The following is a 16,736-nucleotide window of genomic DNA, read 5'->3' as shown; positions in this document are numbered from 1 at the left end:
GTGAGCGTCGGCTCGACCCCGACCGCCCACGCCGCGACCGACCTCACCGGCGTCACCGAGGTCCGCGCCGGCAATGTCGTCTTCTTCGACCTCGTCATGGCCGGCATCGGGGTCTGCGCGCTCGACGACCTCGCCCTGTCGGTCGTCGCCACCGTCATCGGCCGCGGCCCCGACGACGCGTCGATCCTCACCGACGCCGGGTGGACGGCCACCTCCAGCGACCGCGGCACCGGTACCCAGGCCGTCGACCAGCACCTCGGCCTCGTCTCCACCGACACAGGCGAGGTCCTGCCCGACCTGCTCATGGTCGGGGCGAGCCAGGAGCACGGCGTCCTCGCCATCCGCCCCGGTGTCGAGCGCGAGCTGCCCGACCTGCCCGTCGGGACACGGGTGCGGATCCTGCCGATCCACGCCTGCGCCACGGCGGCTCAGCACGACCACTACGAGGTCGTCGCCGGCGAAGGGGAGCCCGTCACCGAGCGGTGGCAGCGCTGCCACGGGTGGTGAGCGTCGTTCGGGCGTGAGCCGTGGCGTCCCTTCGAGACGGTTGACGTGACAGCAGGTCTTGGAGTGGTGCGAGGCGTGGAGCCACAGCGACGGGGAGCTCGTCGACCATGGGCTCGACTGCCTTCCGGAGGCTGACTACTAAGAGATCAGGTGAAGAGCGGCCGCGAGACCTTCCCGGAGCCCAGGAGCTCACCCATCGTCATGCTCAGGTGCTGCGAGGTCACCTCGTCGAACTTCACCGGGTCGAGCAGGTGCCCGGCCGCGAGCCGGCCCTCGGCGAACTCCAGCATCACGTGGTCCGGTAGCGCGTAGTACGGCGTGAAGATCGGGTCGCAGGCCTGCAGCTCGCCCGCGTCGATGTTGAGGATCGCGCGCTCCTCCTCGGTCTGCGCGACCGGCGAGGTGATGAACCAGCCCGAGCGGGTGGTGCCGTCCGCGAGCCGGTCCTCGCCGTCCTGCGACGGGATCCGCTCCATCAGATAGGGGACCGGCGTCCCCATCACGAGGGCTTCCATCGCAGCCCGCTGGATCGCGAGGGTCTCGCCAGCGCGCGTGCGCTGCGGCTCCAGCTCGGCCAGCCGGGCCATCTTGGTCTGCGCCGCGTGGGCCCACAGGGCAGCGGTGAGGTCATCGGTCGTGGCCGTGCGATAGCTCTCCGGGGAGGAGAAGTCCGGGGTGGTGATCAGGAGGGTCCCCCCTTCGCCCTCGTGCAGCGTGAAGGTCGCGTACGAGGAGGGGATCTGCGCGCCGGCCTGCAGCGGACCCGCCGCACCCGCGGCGAAGGCAGCGAGGATCCCTCCGGCCAGCGGTGCGATCGCAGGGTCGATCCTGGCCTGCAGCCTCACCCCGTCCACCGTCTCGGTGAGCACCTCGAGGTCCGAGGCCGCCCGCGACGGCGACGAGGAGGCGACCCGGGTGCCGTCGCCGTCGATCAGCAGGTCACCCTGTCCCGACCAGATGCCCAGGCAGCGGCCATCGGCGAAGCGGACCACCGACCCGATCGGCAGAGCGAGGTGCGGCAGCAGGTACGGCGTGGTGCCGGCCATGACACCAGCGAGGATCTCGACCTCCTTGTTGCGCAGCACGGACCGCTGCGCGGTGCGGACAGACCAGCCGGAGTCCTGCTCGTCCTTGGGCTCACGACGCTCCAGGACCAACTCGTCCGGACGTCCCTTGTCGACGACGCTCAACGCGGCCTTGGTGAACATCACCCGCGAGGACATGTCCACCTGCTCGCCGTGCGCGCCCACGCGCCCGACGACGTCGACCTGGCTCGCCTCGATCCACAACGCAAAGGTCAGGTCGTCGGTCGTCACATCGATGATGTCGTCGCTGTCGTAGTCGCAGGCAGTGATCCAGTACTCGCGCGGCGGGCCGGACTGGCGCAGCTGCCACACCGTGAAGCCGACGATCGTGCGCTGCCCGTCCAGCGGTGCACCCGAGGCGTGGTACTGGCGGAAGCGCTCGATGACCGGCCCGGCGAAGGGCGCGACCTCGTCGGCGCACCGGTAGCGCAGGACGACGCCGCCCAGATCCACGGCTGGCTGCTCCCCACGGACGGAGTCGGTTGCGGGCAGCGGCAGGGGGAAGCTCGTCATGGGATGAGTCAACGGTGCGAAGGGGGTAGTGCCAAGGGGGAGAACTACCCGCGATCTGAGGAGAAGCGATGCACAACGTGTGGGTGATCAGCGGCATCCGCCAGGGCTGGATGCCGGTCTTCGAGTACTACGCCGCGCGGGCAGACGCAGTGGCCCGCGTGGACGAGCTCCTGGCGGACGAGCAGCGGGACTTCGAGGAGCTGGACGCGCGGGTCGACCTCGGCGTCACGTGGGAGCAGTACCGCGAGATCCAGGACCTGCCGACCTACACCATCGACGAGCTCCCGCACGTCGACTCCGTCAATGGGCAGGACGACCGCGTCGAGCCGAGCGGGGAGGTGCCCACGGAGCGCATCTGGCTGATCCTCGAGGACGGCGGCCCCGAGTCGGACCGGTGGTACCTCACGACGGAGGAGGACGCGCGCGACGAGGCGTGGAACCGCAACTGGGCGCGCTGGGAGACCTACGAGGCGTTCCCCGACTCGGGCGGCATGACCTTCGCGGAGTTCCGCGAGACCCGGGCGAACGCCCGCTACGACTACGCGCCCGCTGAGCCGGGGCCGGCGGGCAGCTGACCCGGCGAGCACCGTGCCAGACTCGCGACATGACGACGCGCGAGGACCTCGACGACCTCATGGCAGCGGTCCGACAGGGCCGCGTGCGGGTCGGGCCTCGCACCCGGGCCATCGCGCTGATCCTCCACGGCGGCCGCTCGGTGACGCAGCAGCCTCGGCGCCATCGCGATGTCTCCTACCTGCGGATGCTCCCCTTCGCCCCCGCCGTGGCGCGGGTCTCCCGAGGGAGCATCGCGCCCGTCCTCGTGCACAACCGGCACGGGGGCTGGATCGCCTCCTCAGGCACCGGTCTGGTGCAGACCCGCGAGATCGTGCGGCGCCTGGCGACCGACCACGACCTGCCCGTCGTACTGCTCGGACACTCCAGCGGCGGCTGGGCAGCGCTGCGCGGCGGGGGCCAGGACGAGGTCATCGGCAGCGTCGCCCTCGCCCCGTGGGTGGGTGAGCACGATCCCGTCGAGCACCTGCGCGACAAGACGGTCCGCGTCATCCACGGCGTGGACGACACCGTGTGCAGCCCGGCGCGCTCACGTGACCTCGTCGACCGGCTGCGCGCACTCGGCGGGGACGCCACCTACCAGGAGATGGGCGGTGGCCACGCGTTGCTCGAGCGCCCGTGGCGGTGGCACCAGCTCGCCGCCCGCGCGGTCGTGGAGGTCGTCGACCACTCGCCGTGAGGACGGGGCTGCGCCTCACACGCTCAGCACGAGCTTGCCGCGGACGTGCCGGGTCTGGACCCTCGCCAGCGCCTCGACGGCCTGGTCGAAGGGGTAGACGTGCTCGATCTCGAGGTGCAGGTCGCTCGCGGCCACACCGGCCATCAGCTCCGCCAGATCGTCGCGCACGTCCGCGTCGTAGGCGATCATGGCGACGCGGATGCCGCGCTCGGGAGCGACCACGGTGTCGCTCGTCGGCGGGCTCGCAATGAGCAGCGGGGTCCACCCGCGCAGGAGCTCCACGAGGAGCCACCCGACGGTGGCGACGGCGAGGACGGCGCGGGATCCTCCCTTCGGCAGGGAGCTCGTCACGCCGGTCACTGCCGCCACGTCAGCCGGCGGGGAGCACGGTCGCGTCGATCGCCGCGATCAGCGAGACGGGCGCCTCGAACATCGCGTAGTGCCCGGCGTTGGGGATGACGGTCAGCTCGCACCCGGGCAGCTGCTCCAGCCAGGTCGCGCGCATCGTCTCCTCGCCGAGGGCCGGGTCGTGCTCGCCGACGACGGCGTGGACGGGCACGTGCACCGCGGGCAGGTCGGCGACGAAGTCGGCTCCCGTCCAGGACGTGAGGTAGCCGGCCACGGCCTCGGGCCGGGAGTGCTGCACGGTGTAGGCGACCATCGCGTCCAGCCAGCTCGCGGGCTGCCGGTTGCCGGTGGTGAAGTCGATGATCGCCCGGCGGTTGCCGTGCTCCTGCGCCGCGCCGTCGAAGAGCGCCTGCGAGTCGGCGTCGAGGGGGACGCCCGAGGCGGGGACCGGGCTGACCCCGACGAGGGCGGTGACGCGCTCGGGGTCGTCGCTGAAGGCGCGCAGCACCATCGCTCCACCCATCGAGTGGCCGACGAGGGCGAACTGCTGCCAGCCGAGCTCGTCGGCCAGGGCGAAGACGTCCTCGGCGACCTCCTCGAGCGTGTACTCGCCGGCGACGTCGATGCGCCGTCCGTAGCCGCGCAGGTCGAAGAAGGCGACGGTGTACGCGTCGGTGTCGATGAGCTCGGGGAGCAGACCCCAGCCGTCCTCGCCGCCGAACCAGCCGTGCACCGTGATCACCTTGGTCGCGCCCGTGCCCACCAGCGTGTGGTCGATCGTCATTGATCTCGTCTCCCGCGTCCTGGGCAGCGGGCCCACGCTCCGCTGTACCCGTGGCGGCGAGTCTAGGTGACGGACGCCGACGAGCACCTGGCCGTCAGCTGTACCGCCACACCCCGTCGACATCGCTCTGCCGCACCCGCTGCTGTGCGGCGAGCACCTGCAGGTGCGCGAGCGTCTCGGTGGTGGCGAGCATCTGGTTGAAGGGGTCGAGCTCGTCCAGGTGTCGCTCGTGGCGGGTCCACCGCAGCGCCCGGGCCGCCTCGAAACCGGTGGACGCACCCGCTCGCACGACCGCCTCGGTCTGTGTCAGCCGTCGCTCGTGGTGCGCGAGCAGCTCATCGACCCGCCGGTGCAGGCTGCCGCCAGCCGGTCCGTGCGCCGGCAGCAGCACGCGGTCACGCTCGGTCAGCATCGCGGCCAGCGAGTCGAGGTAGTCGGCCAGGGGAGTGGCGACCGGCTTGGCCTGGAAGCCGATCGAGGGCGTGATGTGCGGCAGCACGTGGTCACCGGCGAAGACCAGATCGGCGTCGTCGTCGAAGAAGACGACGTGCCCGCTCGTGTGGCCCGGCGTCGCCTTGACCCGCAGCGAGCGACCCGCCGCGGCAACGGACTCGTCGTCGACGAGCCACCGGTCGGGGTCGGCCCACAGGTCGCGGTCCTGCTGATCGTGGGGGGCCTTGGCGATGGCCTCGATCACTGAGGTGGCGCCCGCGGCGACCAGCAGGGTGTGGGACCCCTCCAGGCCATGGGTGCTGCGGATCGCCTCCAGCTGGGGGGCCTCCCCTTCGCCCAGTCCGACGATCAGACCGGCGCGCTGCCGCAGACCCATCGCCATCGTGAAGTGGTCGCGGTGGTGGTGCGTGACGAGGCACTGCTCGAAGTCGTGCGTCGCCAGCCCGAGCTCACCGAGCGCGTCGTCGAGCGCACGCTGCGCGACCTCGATCTCCCACCCGCCGTCGATGAGGGTGTGCCGCTCCTCGCCAACGACGGCGTAGACGTTGACCGCCTTGAGCCCGTCCATCGGCAGGGGAAGGGGGATGCGGTGCACCCCGGGTGCGACCTCTTCGGGCCCCGGGGTGGTCCAGTCGGCAGTGGCGCTCGCAGTCATGTGCCTGAGTCAAGCACTTCATGCTTCGGGCCCGGGTGGAGGTGGACGCATTGACGAGTCCTCGGCGAGTGGGAGGCTGCACTTGAAGCCGGATTCACCTATGGTGTGGGGATGTTCAACGTCATCGCCACCATCAGCGTCAAGCCCGAGTGCACCGAGGACTTCGAGGCGGCCGTCGCGACCGCCCGCGCAGCCTTCCTCACGGACGAAGGGTGCCTGCGGTACGACCTGCAGCGGGTCGCCAGGAGCGAGGGCGACTACGTCTTCATCGAGGCCTACGACTCCAAGGACGCGCTGCGCCGGCACGGTGAGATGGCGGAGTTCGCCGCGATGGGTGAGGCGACCAAGACCTATGTGACGGGTCCGCCCCGGGTCACCGTGACGTCGCCCGTCGGCGACCAGGTCGACCTCGCACGCTGACCTGCTGCGCCGGCCCGCCTGCTCGCTCCCATCGGCTCACCCTCGCCGTGCAGGGTCGCACCGATCAGGGTCGCGCCGAGGAGTGCGTCAGGGAGCGGCAGCGTGGGCTTCCTGACCCAGACCTCCCACGCACCTGCCGGGGCTGCGCTCGGACGACAACGAGAACCATCCGGGCGTCCAGCGACTGCTGCAGGGAGATCGGACCGGCCTGCAGGTCCTGCCCAGTGCTGCCGGCACCTTGGCCTTCTTCCGCGGCGAGTGGGCCCTGCACCGGGTCACCCCGATCAGGGGCAGGAGGCCACGGATCAACTCTGTCCTCACCTACGGTGAGCGCCCCGACATGGTGCTCAACGACCTGACCTCCGAGCTGTTCTACGGCCGCACGTCAGCCTGAGCGTCACGCACCTCAGCCCACGAGCAGGACGAGCCCGAGCGAGGTCCCACCGGCGATGAGCGTCGAGACCGTCGCCAGGGTGAGCGCCTGGACCGGCAGCGGCCACAGGTCGCGGGCGCGGATGCCCATCCCCAGGCCGTACATCCCGGCAGCCAGGAGCAGGGTCGTCACCAGGTTGGTCACGTCGAGCACCGCGGTCGGCAGCAGCCCGGTGGAGCGCAGGGCGACGGCCGCTGCGAAGGCGAGGATGAACCACGGGACCAGCGGGGTGGAGGTGCCGTTGGCCCCCTTCGCTCCCTTCGCCAGCAGCGCGGAGATCGGGGCCAGGAGCGTGACCCGGCCGAGCTTGACGGTCATCGCGAGCGCCACGGCCGGGCCGCCGATCAGCGAGCCCGCGGCAGCCACCTGGGCGACCTCGTGGATGCTCGCTCCTGCCCAGATCGACGCCTGGTGATCGCTCAGACCGATGACCCCGGCCAGCCACGGGACGAGCAGGATCATCGCGGAGCCGAAGATCGTCACCATGGCCACGGCGAGCGCGACGAACTTCTCCTTCGCCCGCACCGAGTCCTGGACGCCTGCGATGGCGGCGGCACCGCAGATCGAGAAGCCGGCGGCCAGCAGCATGACGAAGCCCTCGTCCAGACCCAGCCGGCGACCGACGGCCAGGGTCCCGCGGAAGGTCACCACCACCGTGGTCGCGATGACCACCAGCCCGGCCGGACCGATCCCGACGATGTCGCCGAAGGGCAGCTGCAGGCCGAGCGCCGCCACACCGAGCCGCAGCAGCAGCCGGGTCGCCGGTCCATGGTCGACCACGGCCCGCACGCCCATCAACGGTGAGTTGGCCACGACCGCTCCGACGACCAGTGCCAGGAGCAGCGGGCTGAGCAGCGGGACGAAGGGGGCCAGCGCCATCGCCAGTCCGGCAGCGGCCAGCGGCGGCACGAAGGGAGTGACCCGCGATCCGACGCCGGGGCGCGGTGGCGCGATGGCGTCGGTGGACTGCGCGGGGAGCGTGGGGGTGTTCACCTGGTCCACCGTGCCGGGGTCCGAAGGGTTTGGGTAGACCCCAGTCCGGCGACACGTCATAGGCTGAGGCTATGGCTGATGCTCCCGACCTTGACATCGAGACGCTGCGACTGGTCGTGGCCGTCGACGACACCGGCAGCCTGAGCGCGGCGGCTCGTGAGCGCGGGCTGAGCCAGCCGTCGGCGAGCGCGCGGGTGAGGGCCTTCGAGGTGCGGTGGCAGCTGACGCTCCTGGAGCGGACCCCGCGCGGCTCGACCATCACGACCGACGGCCGCGCGGTCGTCGCCTGGGCACGGCAGGTGCTGCGCGAGGTCGACACGATGCGCGCGGGGCTGGCGTCGCTGACTGGCAGCCGACGCGGCGAGGTGCGGGTCGCGGCCAGCCTGACGATCGCCGAGCACATCCTCCCGCGATGGCTCGGCGCGCTGCGGGAGCGGATGGAGGTCCACCCGCAGCTCCACGTCGTCAACAGCGACCGGGTCGCCGACATGGTCCGCTCGCAGCTCGCGGACATCGGCTTCATCGAGACCGCCACGCGCGCTGCCGGCCTGGACCACCGCGTGGTCGGGACCGACCGGCTCGTCGTCGTGGTCCATCCCGACCACGAGTGGGCCCGGCGGCGGACCCCCCTTCGTCCCGAGGTGCTGGCGCGCGCGGAGTGGGTGCTGCGCGAGGAGGGGAGCGGGACCCGCAGCACCTTCGAGCGGGCGCTTGGGGGGGTGCCGACGATCGCCCTGCAGGCCGGCTCGACCACCGCCCTCATGGGTGCGGTGCGAGCCGGCCTCGGACCGGCGGTCATCTCCGAGCGGGCGGTCGCGACCGAGGTCGACGCCGGCCACCTCGTCGTGGTGCCGACGACGCTGGACCTCGAGCGACCGCTGACCGCGGTGTGGCGCAAGGGCGCCCGGATGAGCGCCGCGACCTCGGCCCTGCTCGCCGTCGCCGCGGGCGGCTGACCCCCGCGGGTGGATGACGGAGGTCGGGTTGGCCACGCGGGGAGACGCGCTATGGTTTTCCTACTCAACAAATTGACCAATGAAGTCGGTGACCATGTCCCTGTCCTACCCGCACCTGCTCGAGCCGATCACGGTCGGCGCCACCACCCTGCGCAACCGCGTCATCATGGGGTCGATGCACGTCGGCCTCGAGGAGGCACCCGACGGCTTCGCCCGGATGGCCGCCTTCTACGCCGAGCGGGCGAAGGGGGGAGCCGGCCTCATCGTCACCGGTGGGATCGCGCCCAACCTGGAGGCGCGACCCGCAGAGGGTGGGGCGGCCATGACCACCGAGGTCGATGTCGACAACCACCGGGTCGTCACCGACGCCGTGCACGAGGCCGGCGGCCTGATCGCCATGCAGATCCTGCACTTCGGCCGCTACGCCACCCACGCCGACCTCGTCGCGCCGTCGCCGATCCAGGCCCCGATCAGCCGTTTCGTGCCCCGCGAGCTGAGTGACGCCGAGGTCGAGCAGACGATTGAGGACTACGTGCGCTGCGCGCTGCTGGCCCAGCAGGCCGGCTACGACGGCGTCGAGATCATGGGCTCCGAGGGATACCTCATCAACGAGTTCATCGCCACGCGGACCAACCAGCGCACCGACCGCTGGGGCGGCTCCTATGACAACCGGATCCGCTTCCCCCTCGAGATCGTGCGTCGCGTCCGCGAGGCGGTCGGCCCCGACTTCGTCTTGGTCTACCGACTGTCGATGCTCGACCTCGTCCCCGAGGGCTCGACCCTCGACGAGGTCGTCCAGCTGGCCAAGGCCGTCGAGGCCGCGGGAGCCGACATCATCAACACCGGCATCGGCTGGCACGAGGCGCGGGTCCCCACGATCGCCACGCAGGTGCCGCGCGCCGCATGGGCCGGCGTCACCAAGCGGGTGATGGGCGAGGTCTCGATCCCGCTCGTCGCGACCAACCGGATCAACACCCCCGAGGTTGGTGAGCAGCTCCTCGCCGACGGTTACGCCGACATGATCTCGATGGCGCGTCCCTTCCTCGCCGACCCCGACTTCGTGGCCAAGGCCGCGGCAGGGGAGCCGGAGACGATCAACACCTGCATCGGGTGCAACCAGGCCTGCCTCGACCACACCTTCAGCGGCAAGATCACCTCCTGCCTGGTCAACCCGCGGGCCTGCCACGAGACCGAGCTGGTCATCGGCCCGACCCGCCTGGCCAAGCGCATCGCCGTCGTCGGTGCCGGCCCCGCCGGTCTGGCCTTCGCCACCACGGCAGCCGAGCGCGGCCACCACGTGACGCTCTTCGACGCAGCGGATGACATCGGTGGCCAGCTTGACGTGGCCCGACGGGTCCCGGGCAAGGAGGAGTTCAACGAGACGCTGCGCTACTTCCGCCACAAGCTCACCGAGACCGGTGTCGACGTCAAGCTCGGTGCCCGGGTCGAGGCGGACGACCTGTCCGGCTACGACGAGGTCGCCATCGCCACCGGTGTGACTCCGCGCGTCCCCGACCTGCCCGGCACCGATCACCGCACCGTCGTGAGCTACCTCGACGTGCTGCGTGGGGGAGCCGAGGTCGGTGAGCGCGTGGCCATCCTCGGAGCCGGCGGCATCGGCTTCGACGTCGCGGCGTACATCACCGACCCCGGCGACGAGGCGAGCCTGGACATCGCGGCCTTCCAGGAGACCTGGGGGATCGACGGCGACCACTCCACGCGAGGTGGACTGACCTCCCCTTCGCACCGGTCGGCGCCGCGTGAGGTGACCCTCCTGCAGCGCAAGACGACCAAGGTCGGCAAGGGACTGGGCAAGACCACCGGCTGGATCCACCGGACCGAGCTCGCCCAGCGCGGCGTGAGGATGGTGCCCGGCGTGAGCTACGAGCGCATCGACGACGAGGGACTGCACCTCACGGTTGATGGCCAGGCGCAGGTGCTCGCGGCCGACACGATCGTGCTGTGCACCGGGCAGGACTCCAACCGGGGGCTGCACGACGTGCTCGCCGAGCAGGGTGTCACCGTCCACCTGATCGGCGGGGCCGACGTCGCCGCAGAGCTCGACGCCAAGCGGGCCATCGACCAGGGCACCAGGATCGCGGCGCAGGTCTGATGGCGCTGCGCCACGTGGCCATCGGCGACAGCCTGACCGAGGGCGTCGGCGACGACCCGTGGCCCGACGGCACACCCCGGGGGTGGGCGGACCGGCTCGCTGAGCTGCTCGCCGCCCACCACGGCGAGGTGGACTACGCCAACCTCGCCGTCCGGGGTCTGCGGGCGCAGCAGGTCCTCAACACCCAGGTGGAGACGGCGCTGGCCCTGGGGCCGGACGTGCTGACCTTCACCGCCGGGATGAACGACCTGCTGCGCCCGAGGTTGGACGTCGCGCAGCTGCGGCGCACGCTCGTGCAGATCGTGGCGCCCTTCACGGCGAAGGGAGTCCGGGTCGTCGTCGTGCCCATCCCCGACATCCGTGCGGTGAGCCCCGCTGGCCACCTCATCGTGCGGCGGCGGGTGCTGCTCAACGAGATCTACCAGCACCTGGCCGACGCGCACGGCATGTTGCCGCCGGCACCGACGACGGGCACGATCTTCGAGGACCCGCGGGCCTGGTCCGAGGACCGGCTGCACCTGTCGGCGCTCGGCCACGAGCGGCTCGCCGCGGGCAGCGCTGCGGCACTCGGGGTTCCCGTCGATGCAGGGTGGGAGGCCGTCCCCGACGGAGACCTCCCCCGGCGCACCGCGCGGACCGAGGCCGTATGGGCCCGCCGCCACGTCGGGCCGTGGCTCGGCCGCCGTCTCGCCGGGAGGTCCTCCGCAGATGGGCGTGCGGCCAAGCGGCCGGCACTCAGCCCTGTTGTGCTGCCTGCTGGATCTGCGGGAAGCGCTCGGCCATCCGAGCAGCCAACGCCTGGGACGCCTTGAGCGGACGGGTCATCACCATGAAGTCGATGATCTTGCCCTCCTCGTCGAGGGTGAGGAAGTCGACCCCGGTGAGCTCCAGGCCGTCGACGGTCGCCTCGAAGACATAGGCCTCCTCGCGTCCGTCCTGCAGCTGGCGCACATAGCGGAAGTCCTCGAAGACCTCCGTCACCGCGCGCAGGATGGCGTTGGTGATCGGCTTGCCCGGATAGGGCGTGTGGGCGACGGGGCTGCGGAAGACGACATCATCGGAGAGCAGTGCTTCGACGGCGTCCATGTCATGGCGTTCGATGGCTTCACGGAACATGCGCTCAACCTACTCAACAATGTGACTAGGTGCTAGGGGTAACATCGCGGCATGGCACTCCAGGACGCGATCCTCACCGCTCTCGCCCACGACGAGTCCTCGGGCTACGACCTGGCCAAGTCCTTCGACGTCTCTGTCGCCAACTACTGGACCGCCAGCCCGCAGCAGCTCTACCGCGAGCTGGACAAGCTCGAGGACGCCGGGCTGGTCACGGCGCGCACCGTGGCCCAGACCAAGCGGCCCGACAAGCGCGTCTTCCGGTTGAGCGCGGCCGGACGCAAGGCGCTGCGCGCGCACACGCTGCGCTCGCCCAAGCCGATGGCCGTGCGTGACGAGCTGCTCGTCCAGGTCGCGGCACTCGAGTCGGGCGACCCGGAGGCGATCCGTGAGCATGTCGTCGAGCGGATGGAGGCCTTCGAGGCCAAGCTCGCCGTCTACCACCTCGTGCAGGAGCGCACCCTCGCCGGACGCAGCGAGGAGGACTACCTCGTGGCGGAGCCGCGCGTGGGGCAGTACCTCACGCTGTTGCGAGGGATCAGCTTCGAGGAGGAAAACATCCGGTGGGCCCAGCAGGTCCTCACGATCCTCGACGCCCGGGCTGCCGCCGCAGAGTGATCAGCCTCGGCGAGCCCGCTCGGCGAAGGCGTCCAGGGCAGCAGTGACCTCTGCTGCCGTCCAGGTCACGTAGCGCTGACGCCCCGTGGCGCGCGTGAGGACCTCCGCCTCCCGCAGGCGCGCGATGATCTGGTCGGCGGCCGGCTGTGACAGGGACAGCTCCTGCTGGAGCAGTGCGGAGGTGATGACCGGCTGGCTGAGCAGCAGGGGGAGCGCGCGCCAGATCGAGGCATCGCGACGAGCGCGGATGCGCTCGGTCCACCCGGTGTGGATCTCGACGAGATCGCGCGCGAGCTCGCGGCCGTTGCCGACGGCGGCGAAGGTCGCCTCGACGAATCGGTCGATGATCGGGTCGACGTCGCCCAACCGGTACGAGGTGAGCGCGTCGAAGTAGGAGTGCGTGTCGGCGAGCAGCCCCGCGGAGACGGGCACGGTCGCCCGCGTCGTGGCTCCGCCCTGTCGCAGCATCGCGTGCACGAGCGCACGCCCCACGCGGCCGTTGCCGTCGTTGAAGGGGTGGATGGTCTCGAGCTGCGCGTGCGCGATCGCACACTGGGGCAGCAGTGGGATGTCCGTGCGGGCGACGAAGGCGCACAGGTCCTCGACCGCTGCCTCGACGCGCTCGTGCGCCGGAGCGACGAAGGTGGCGCCATGCGGGGAGACGCTCGATCCGCCGACCCACACCTGCTCGGTGCGGAAGCGTCCCGGGGCGGCGTGTGGCTGATCGCGCATGAGCACGTCGTGGATCGCCAGCAGGGACTGCGGCGTGACGTCATCGGCGAGATGCACGGCGCAGGTCATCGCCTCGACATTGGCCGCCACGAGCTGGGCATTGCTTCCGGTGGGAGCGAGGTCGAGCTCCGCGAGGGCCAGTGCCCGTGCGCCAGCAGTGACCTGCTCGATCTGTGAGGAGGACGCGGACTCGGTGCGCAGCAGCACGGCGGCCAGCGGGGCCAGCTCCGTCCCCGGAAGCATCGTGGACAGCTGCGCATCGAAGCGTGAGATCTCCGCACGCGCGTCGTCGGCTGCGGCGAGCGTCCTCGCCCCGATGGTGGGCTGGAGCCGTGCGATGTCCGGGGTGATCGTGGCCTCGTACGTCGACCGTACGCGGGCACGCTCGCTGCGTGACATCGGGCGGCTCGGGTCGCGCTCCCACGCCAGCGACTCACGGTGTGTGGCCCACAGCTGGTGACGAGTCATCTCTGAACCTTACATAAGGATCAGTGGGTATCCCTATGTTAGACCTTCTGTGAGGTCGGCCCTCGACCCTGAACCCGTCGTCCGTGACCATCCGCAGCCGGACATGCGAAGGGGGACGCCCCCCTGATCGGAAGCGCCCCCTTCGGCCGTGCGGGGTCATTGCGGGTCAGCCCTGCGTCTGCTCCCGCAACGCGCGGGCAGCGCGCTCGGCGACCTGGTCGAGGTCCCCGGCGGACTGCGCCACCTGACGGGATCCGCGACGCGGCGCCGACCCACCGGACTGCAGCTGCGGCAGCAGCTGGGCCATGAGCAGCGTCGACAGCGCGGAGCTGTCGCTGGCGCCGGCGTCGGTGTGCACGATGACCGGCCGCGGAGCGTCCTCGGCGAGGGTCGCGCCCACGTCGAGGCGACGACGGGCGAGCTCGTAGCCGAGCACCGCACGGTTGTCGCGGTAGGCCGTGGCCAGCTGCTCCTGGGCCTTGGCCTCACCCTGTGCCGCAACGAGATTGGTCCGGGCGCGCGTCTCGATCTCGTAGCGGATCTTTTGCGCCTCGGTCTCGCGCTCCTCGAGCATCTGCGCGACATCCTTGCGGGCCTTGTTGAGCGAGGCCTGGACCTCGACGACCTTGGCGTCGCGCACCTTCTTGGAGCGCTCGATCTCGAGCAGGAGGGTGTCGATGCGGCGCTTGCGCGTCAGCTCCCACTCCTTTTCGTACGCGACGAGCTCCTTGGCGACCCGCTCGCGCGTGGCGATGTGCTCGCGGTACTGGTCGGGCAGCTGCACGTCCGGGATGTTGCAGCCCATGATCTGCACGCCGTACCGGGTCAGCTGACGGTTGAGGACCTCCTGCATGTCCTTGACATCGCTGCCGCGCAGGTCATAGGCCTGCTCGGTGCGCACCTGGCGGCTGCGCTGACGGATCGCGTCCTGCACCGAGTTGGACAGCACGAGGTCGAAGTTGCCCGCGCCGATCGTCTGGACGAAGCGGATCGCGTCGACGATGCGGAAGCGCAGGAAGAACTCGATCGACTTCAGCGGCACGTTTTCGTGCGTCGGCGAGCTGAGCACCGGTGCGGTGTACGGGATCTCGGTCGTCACGTCGACGACGTAGGCGACTCGCGCCCACGGGTGCCACAGGTAGTGCCGGCCGGGGGAGAGGCCGGGGCCGGAGATGGCGCCGAACTTCGTCAGCACCCCGACCGTGCCCTCCTCGATCTCGACGATCGAGGAGCGCCACCACCACAGAGCCGACAGCAGGAAGGCGATGATCGCGACGAAGATCGACAGCCCACCCATCGCCCCGTGGTCGGTCGCGGCGAGGAAGACACCGCTGAGCAGCGCCCACAGGCCGAACCAGATGAGCGAGGTCCAGGTCAGACCGCGCTTGTCCTTGGGGATGACGACGGGGACGAGGGAGCCCGAGTCGCCGCCGCGCAGGTAGCGCGCGACATCGCTCCAGCCGGAGACGACCTCCTTGATCGAGCTCATGCCCTGGCCGCGCGCCGCGCGGACCGCCTGCTCCATCATCTGGTCACTCATTGCGCTCACCCTCGCTCGGGTCGGTCTGGGTCATCGGCTCGGTCATCGGTGGCGGTGGGGGCAGGTCGACCGGCGGGGGCGGGGTGCCCGCACCGGAGACACCCTCGAGCGTCTCGGTGATGCTCTCGTCGGTCACCGACTGACGGATCGCGTCGAGACGCTGCTCGCCCTCGGGGTCGGTCTCCGGCTCGGTGACGGGCAGGATCTCGACATCGGTCTCGTCGGGGACGCGGAGCAGGTCGACGATGTCGGCCTGGCGACCGCTGACCCGGGCGGCGATGTCGCCCTGGCGGGATCGGATGGCCTCCATGTCCTCTTCGGAGAAGAGCTTGGTGTCCTGACCACCGACGAGCTGGCGGGCGATCTGGAGGTAGTCCACGCCCTCGGACTCCTCGCCGATCCGCACGATCTGCGGGAGCGATCCGGAGACGCCCTCCATCTTGTCCAGCATGTCCTGCTGGTAGCGGTAGTCGAGGATCTCCGGGGCCAGGGCCGCGCTCAGCGCGCGGATGTCGAGCGCCTGCGCCTCGAGCAGGGCCGCGTTGGCGTGGGCGTCCGACTCGGACTCGACGAAGCGCTGACGCGCCACCGCCTCGGCCCGGTTGGTCTCCCGCTCCAGCGCCGTGTCCATCTGCGCCTGGTAGCGCGCGATGTCGGCCTGGATGCCGGACAGGTTTTCGTTGAGCGAGGCGAGGTCCTTGTTGAGGTCACCCTCGTTCTGCTCCTTCTTCAGCCCCAGCTCGTAGTCGTAGGTGTAGGCCTCCTTGGCCACCCGGATCATCTCCGGCGCCGCGAGGTCCATCCGGTACTCCTGGGCGGACGGCTCGGCGTGCGTGATGTTGGCCGTCGTCAGCTCGACCGCGGGAGCGAACTGCGCGTTGAGCTGGTCGAGCAGGCGCGCGGTGCTCTCACCGACGAGGTCGTAGATGCCGGATGCCTCCTGCTCGTAGATGAGCGAGCGCGTCGTCTCGGAGATCGCGTTGTTGAGCTTGTCCTGGAAGCCCTGCACGGCGCCGAGCACGAAGACGAACTCGCGGGCGCTGACGATGCGGAACTGCAGGAAGAGGTCGACGGAGGCCTGGACGCCCGACTTGGTCGGTGCCGAGCGGATCGGCGCATTGAAGGGGTACTCGCGGGTGGTGTTGACGATGTAGGACACGCGCTTCCACGGGTTCCACAGCGTCACGCGACCGGGGCCCACCTCGGCCTCGACCTTGCCGAAGCGGCTGATGAGCGCGGTGCAGCCCTCGGGAACCATGACCATGCCCTGGCGCCACCACATGAAGGCCGCGACGGCGAGGACGAGGACCCAGTAGTGCGGGCCGAAGACGGCCAGGCTGGTGCCGAAGGGCAGCAGGAAGATCGACCCGACGAAGCCGAGGATGACCAGGAAGATGACCGGGAGCATCGCCTTGAGACGGCGGCCCTTGGGCATGACCATCGGGGTGATGACGTGCACCGGCCCGCTCTGGCCCATCTCGTAGCGGCTGCGGCTGAGCGCCTCCGCCGCGTCGTCGAGAGAGACATGGTCCGCGTTGATCCGGGTGGCGGCGCTCCCCCCTTCGCCCCGGGCCGCGGGGAAGTCCCGCGCATTGAGGTCGAAGCCGGCGCCCTGCGCCTGCTCCATCGCCTGGTTGACCGCTTGCCCCATGCCGGTCGCTCCAGCGACCTGCCGGGCAGCATTCATGAACTGCTGCGCCCCTGTACTCAACCCAAACCCCTTCGTACCGATGGTGTCCGGTGATCCTCCCAC

18 protein-coding genes are annotated in these 16,736 nt (G+C 70.6%); 9 read left to right on the top strand and 9 right to left on the bottom strand.

The window, feature by feature from the left end; all coding sequences use genetic code 11:
• A partial coding sequence (locus JLI01S_RS10375) for a type III PLP-dependent enzyme domain-containing protein (RefSeq protein ID WP_500778499.1) occupies window positions 1–507 on the top strand: 507 nt, incomplete at its 5' end.
• Window positions 508–653: 146 nt separating this feature from the next.
• Here JLI01S_RS10375 and JLI01S_RS10370 read toward each other — a convergent pair.
• Window positions 654–2,105, bottom strand: coding sequence for a hypothetical protein (locus JLI01S_RS10370; protein WP_068264166.1), 1,452 nt, complete (start codon window positions 2,103–2,105; stop codon window positions 654–656).
• Window positions 2,106–2,173: 68 nt separating this feature from the next.
• Here JLI01S_RS10370 and JLI01S_RS10365 point away from each other — a divergent pair, with 68 nt between their 5' ends.
• Complete coding sequence (locus tag JLI01S_RS10365) at window positions 2,174–2,680, top strand: hypothetical protein (protein WP_068264164.1); 507 nt, start codon at window positions 2,174–2,176, stop codon at window positions 2,678–2,680.
• 29 nt (window positions 2,681–2,709) lie between these two features.
• Window positions 2,710–3,357 (top strand): alpha/beta hydrolase, encoded by a 648-nt coding sequence (locus tag JLI01S_RS10360; protein WP_068264162.1) that lies wholly within the window; start codon window positions 2,710–2,712, stop codon window positions 3,355–3,357.
• A gap of 15 nt (window positions 3,358–3,372) precedes the next feature.
• On the opposite strand, the gene JLI01S_RS10355 is transcribed toward JLI01S_RS10360, so the two are convergent.
• The 3 genes from JLI01S_RS10355 to JLI01S_RS10345 form a co-directional block, all read right to left on the bottom strand.
• Complete coding sequence (locus JLI01S_RS10355; RefSeq protein WP_157074908.1) at window positions 3,373–3,708, bottom strand: zinc-binding dehydrogenase; 336 nt, start codon at window positions 3,706–3,708, stop codon at window positions 3,373–3,375.
• Between the two features lie 19 nt (window positions 3,709–3,727).
• Window positions 3,728–4,489, bottom strand: coding sequence for an alpha/beta fold hydrolase (locus tag JLI01S_RS10350; RefSeq protein ID WP_068264158.1), 762 nt, complete (start codon window positions 4,487–4,489; stop codon window positions 3,728–3,730).
• A 94-nt stretch (window positions 4,490–4,583) separates the two neighbouring features.
• On the bottom strand, window positions 4,584–5,597 hold the full coding sequence (locus JLI01S_RS10345) for an MBL fold metallo-hydrolase (protein WP_068264156.1): 1,014 nt from the start codon (window positions 5,595–5,597) through the stop codon (window positions 4,584–4,586).
• A gap of 111 nt (window positions 5,598–5,708) precedes the next feature.
• On the opposite strand from JLI01S_RS10345, the gene JLI01S_RS10340 reads away from it, so the two are divergent.
• Window positions 5,709–6,017 (top strand): putative quinol monooxygenase, encoded by a 309-nt coding sequence (locus tag JLI01S_RS10340; protein ID WP_068264154.1) that lies wholly within the window; start codon window positions 5,709–5,711, stop codon window positions 6,015–6,017.
• A 238-nt stretch (window positions 6,018–6,255) separates the two neighbouring features.
• The gene (locus JLI01S_RS17295) at window positions 6,256–6,411 is read left to right on the top strand and encodes a hypothetical protein (protein ID WP_174521317.1); all 156 of its coding nucleotides are present in this window, start codon (window positions 6,256–6,258) and stop codon (window positions 6,409–6,411) included.
• A 12-nt stretch (window positions 6,412–6,423) separates the two neighbouring features.
• On the opposite strand, the gene JLI01S_RS10335 is transcribed toward JLI01S_RS17295, so the two are convergent.
• Window positions 6,424–7,443 (bottom strand): YeiH family protein, encoded by a 1,020-nt coding sequence (locus JLI01S_RS10335; protein ID WP_068264152.1) that lies wholly within the window; start codon window positions 7,441–7,443, stop codon window positions 6,424–6,426.
• Between the two features lie 71 nt (window positions 7,444–7,514).
• Here JLI01S_RS10335 and JLI01S_RS10330 point away from each other — a divergent pair, with 71 nt between their 5' ends.
• The 3 genes from JLI01S_RS10330 to JLI01S_RS10320 all read left to right on the top strand — a co-directional run bounded on the left by JLI01S_RS10330 (window position 7,515) and on the right by JLI01S_RS10320 (window position 11,324).
• Window positions 7,515–8,399 (top strand): LysR family transcriptional regulator, encoded by an 885-nt coding sequence (locus tag JLI01S_RS10330; RefSeq protein WP_068264150.1) that lies wholly within the window; start codon window positions 7,515–7,517, stop codon window positions 8,397–8,399.
• 79 nt (window positions 8,400–8,478) lie between these two features.
• Window positions 8,479–10,512 (top strand): oxidoreductase, encoded by a 2,034-nt coding sequence (locus JLI01S_RS10325; RefSeq protein WP_281177460.1) that lies wholly within the window; start codon window positions 8,479–8,481, stop codon window positions 10,510–10,512.
• Window positions 10,512–11,324 (top strand): SGNH/GDSL hydrolase family protein, encoded by an 813-nt coding sequence (locus JLI01S_RS10320; protein WP_084349358.1) that lies wholly within the window; start codon window positions 10,512–10,514, stop codon window positions 11,322–11,324. The genes JLI01S_RS10325 and JLI01S_RS10320 overlap by 1 nt, the downstream gene beginning before the upstream one ends.
• Here JLI01S_RS10320 and JLI01S_RS10315 read toward each other — a convergent pair.
• On the bottom strand, window positions 11,248–11,628 hold the full coding sequence (locus JLI01S_RS10315; RefSeq protein WP_068264148.1) for a nuclear transport factor 2 family protein: 381 nt from the start codon (window positions 11,626–11,628) through the stop codon (window positions 11,248–11,250). The genes JLI01S_RS10320 and JLI01S_RS10315 overlap by 77 nt on opposite strands.
• A 51-nt stretch (window positions 11,629–11,679) precedes the next feature.
• Here JLI01S_RS10315 and JLI01S_RS10310 point away from each other — a divergent pair, with 51 nt between their 5' ends.
• Entirely contained in the window at window positions 11,680–12,243 is a 564-nt protein-coding gene (locus JLI01S_RS10310; RefSeq protein WP_068264145.1) for a PadR family transcriptional regulator, read from the top strand.
• On the opposite strand, the gene JLI01S_RS10305 is transcribed toward JLI01S_RS10310, so the two are convergent.
• The 3 genes from JLI01S_RS10305 to JLI01S_RS10295 all read right to left on the bottom strand — a co-directional run bounded on the left by JLI01S_RS10305 (window position 12,244) and on the right by JLI01S_RS10295 (window position 16,694).
• The gene (locus JLI01S_RS10305) at window positions 12,244–13,443 is read right to left on the bottom strand and encodes a Fic family protein (RefSeq protein ID WP_068264143.1); all 1,200 of its coding nucleotides are present in this window, start codon (window positions 13,441–13,443) and stop codon (window positions 12,244–12,246) included.
• Window positions 13,444–13,609: 166 nt separating this feature from the next.
• Window positions 13,610–14,983 carry an SPFH domain-containing protein gene (locus JLI01S_RS10300; RefSeq protein ID WP_218005498.1) on the bottom strand — a complete coding sequence of 458 codons (1,374 nt, stop codon included), beginning with the start codon at window positions 14,981–14,983 and terminating at the stop codon, window positions 13,610–13,612.
• Window positions 14,976–16,694 carry an SPFH domain-containing protein gene (locus JLI01S_RS10295; RefSeq protein ID WP_245634585.1) on the bottom strand — a complete coding sequence of 573 codons (1,719 nt, stop codon included), beginning with the start codon at window positions 16,692–16,694 and terminating at the stop codon, window positions 14,976–14,978. The genes JLI01S_RS10300 and JLI01S_RS10295 overlap by 8 nt, the downstream gene beginning before the upstream one ends.
• Window positions 16,695–16,736 lie beyond the last annotated feature (42 nt).

The organism is Janibacter limosus NBRC 16128, from assembly GCF_001570985.1.
GTDB classification, from domain to species: domain Bacteria; phylum Actinomycetota; class Actinomycetes; order Actinomycetales; family Dermatophilaceae; genus Janibacter; species Janibacter limosus.
Note: the sequence above shows the minus strand (reverse complement) of the source record. Positions and strands in the feature narration are given on the sequence as shown.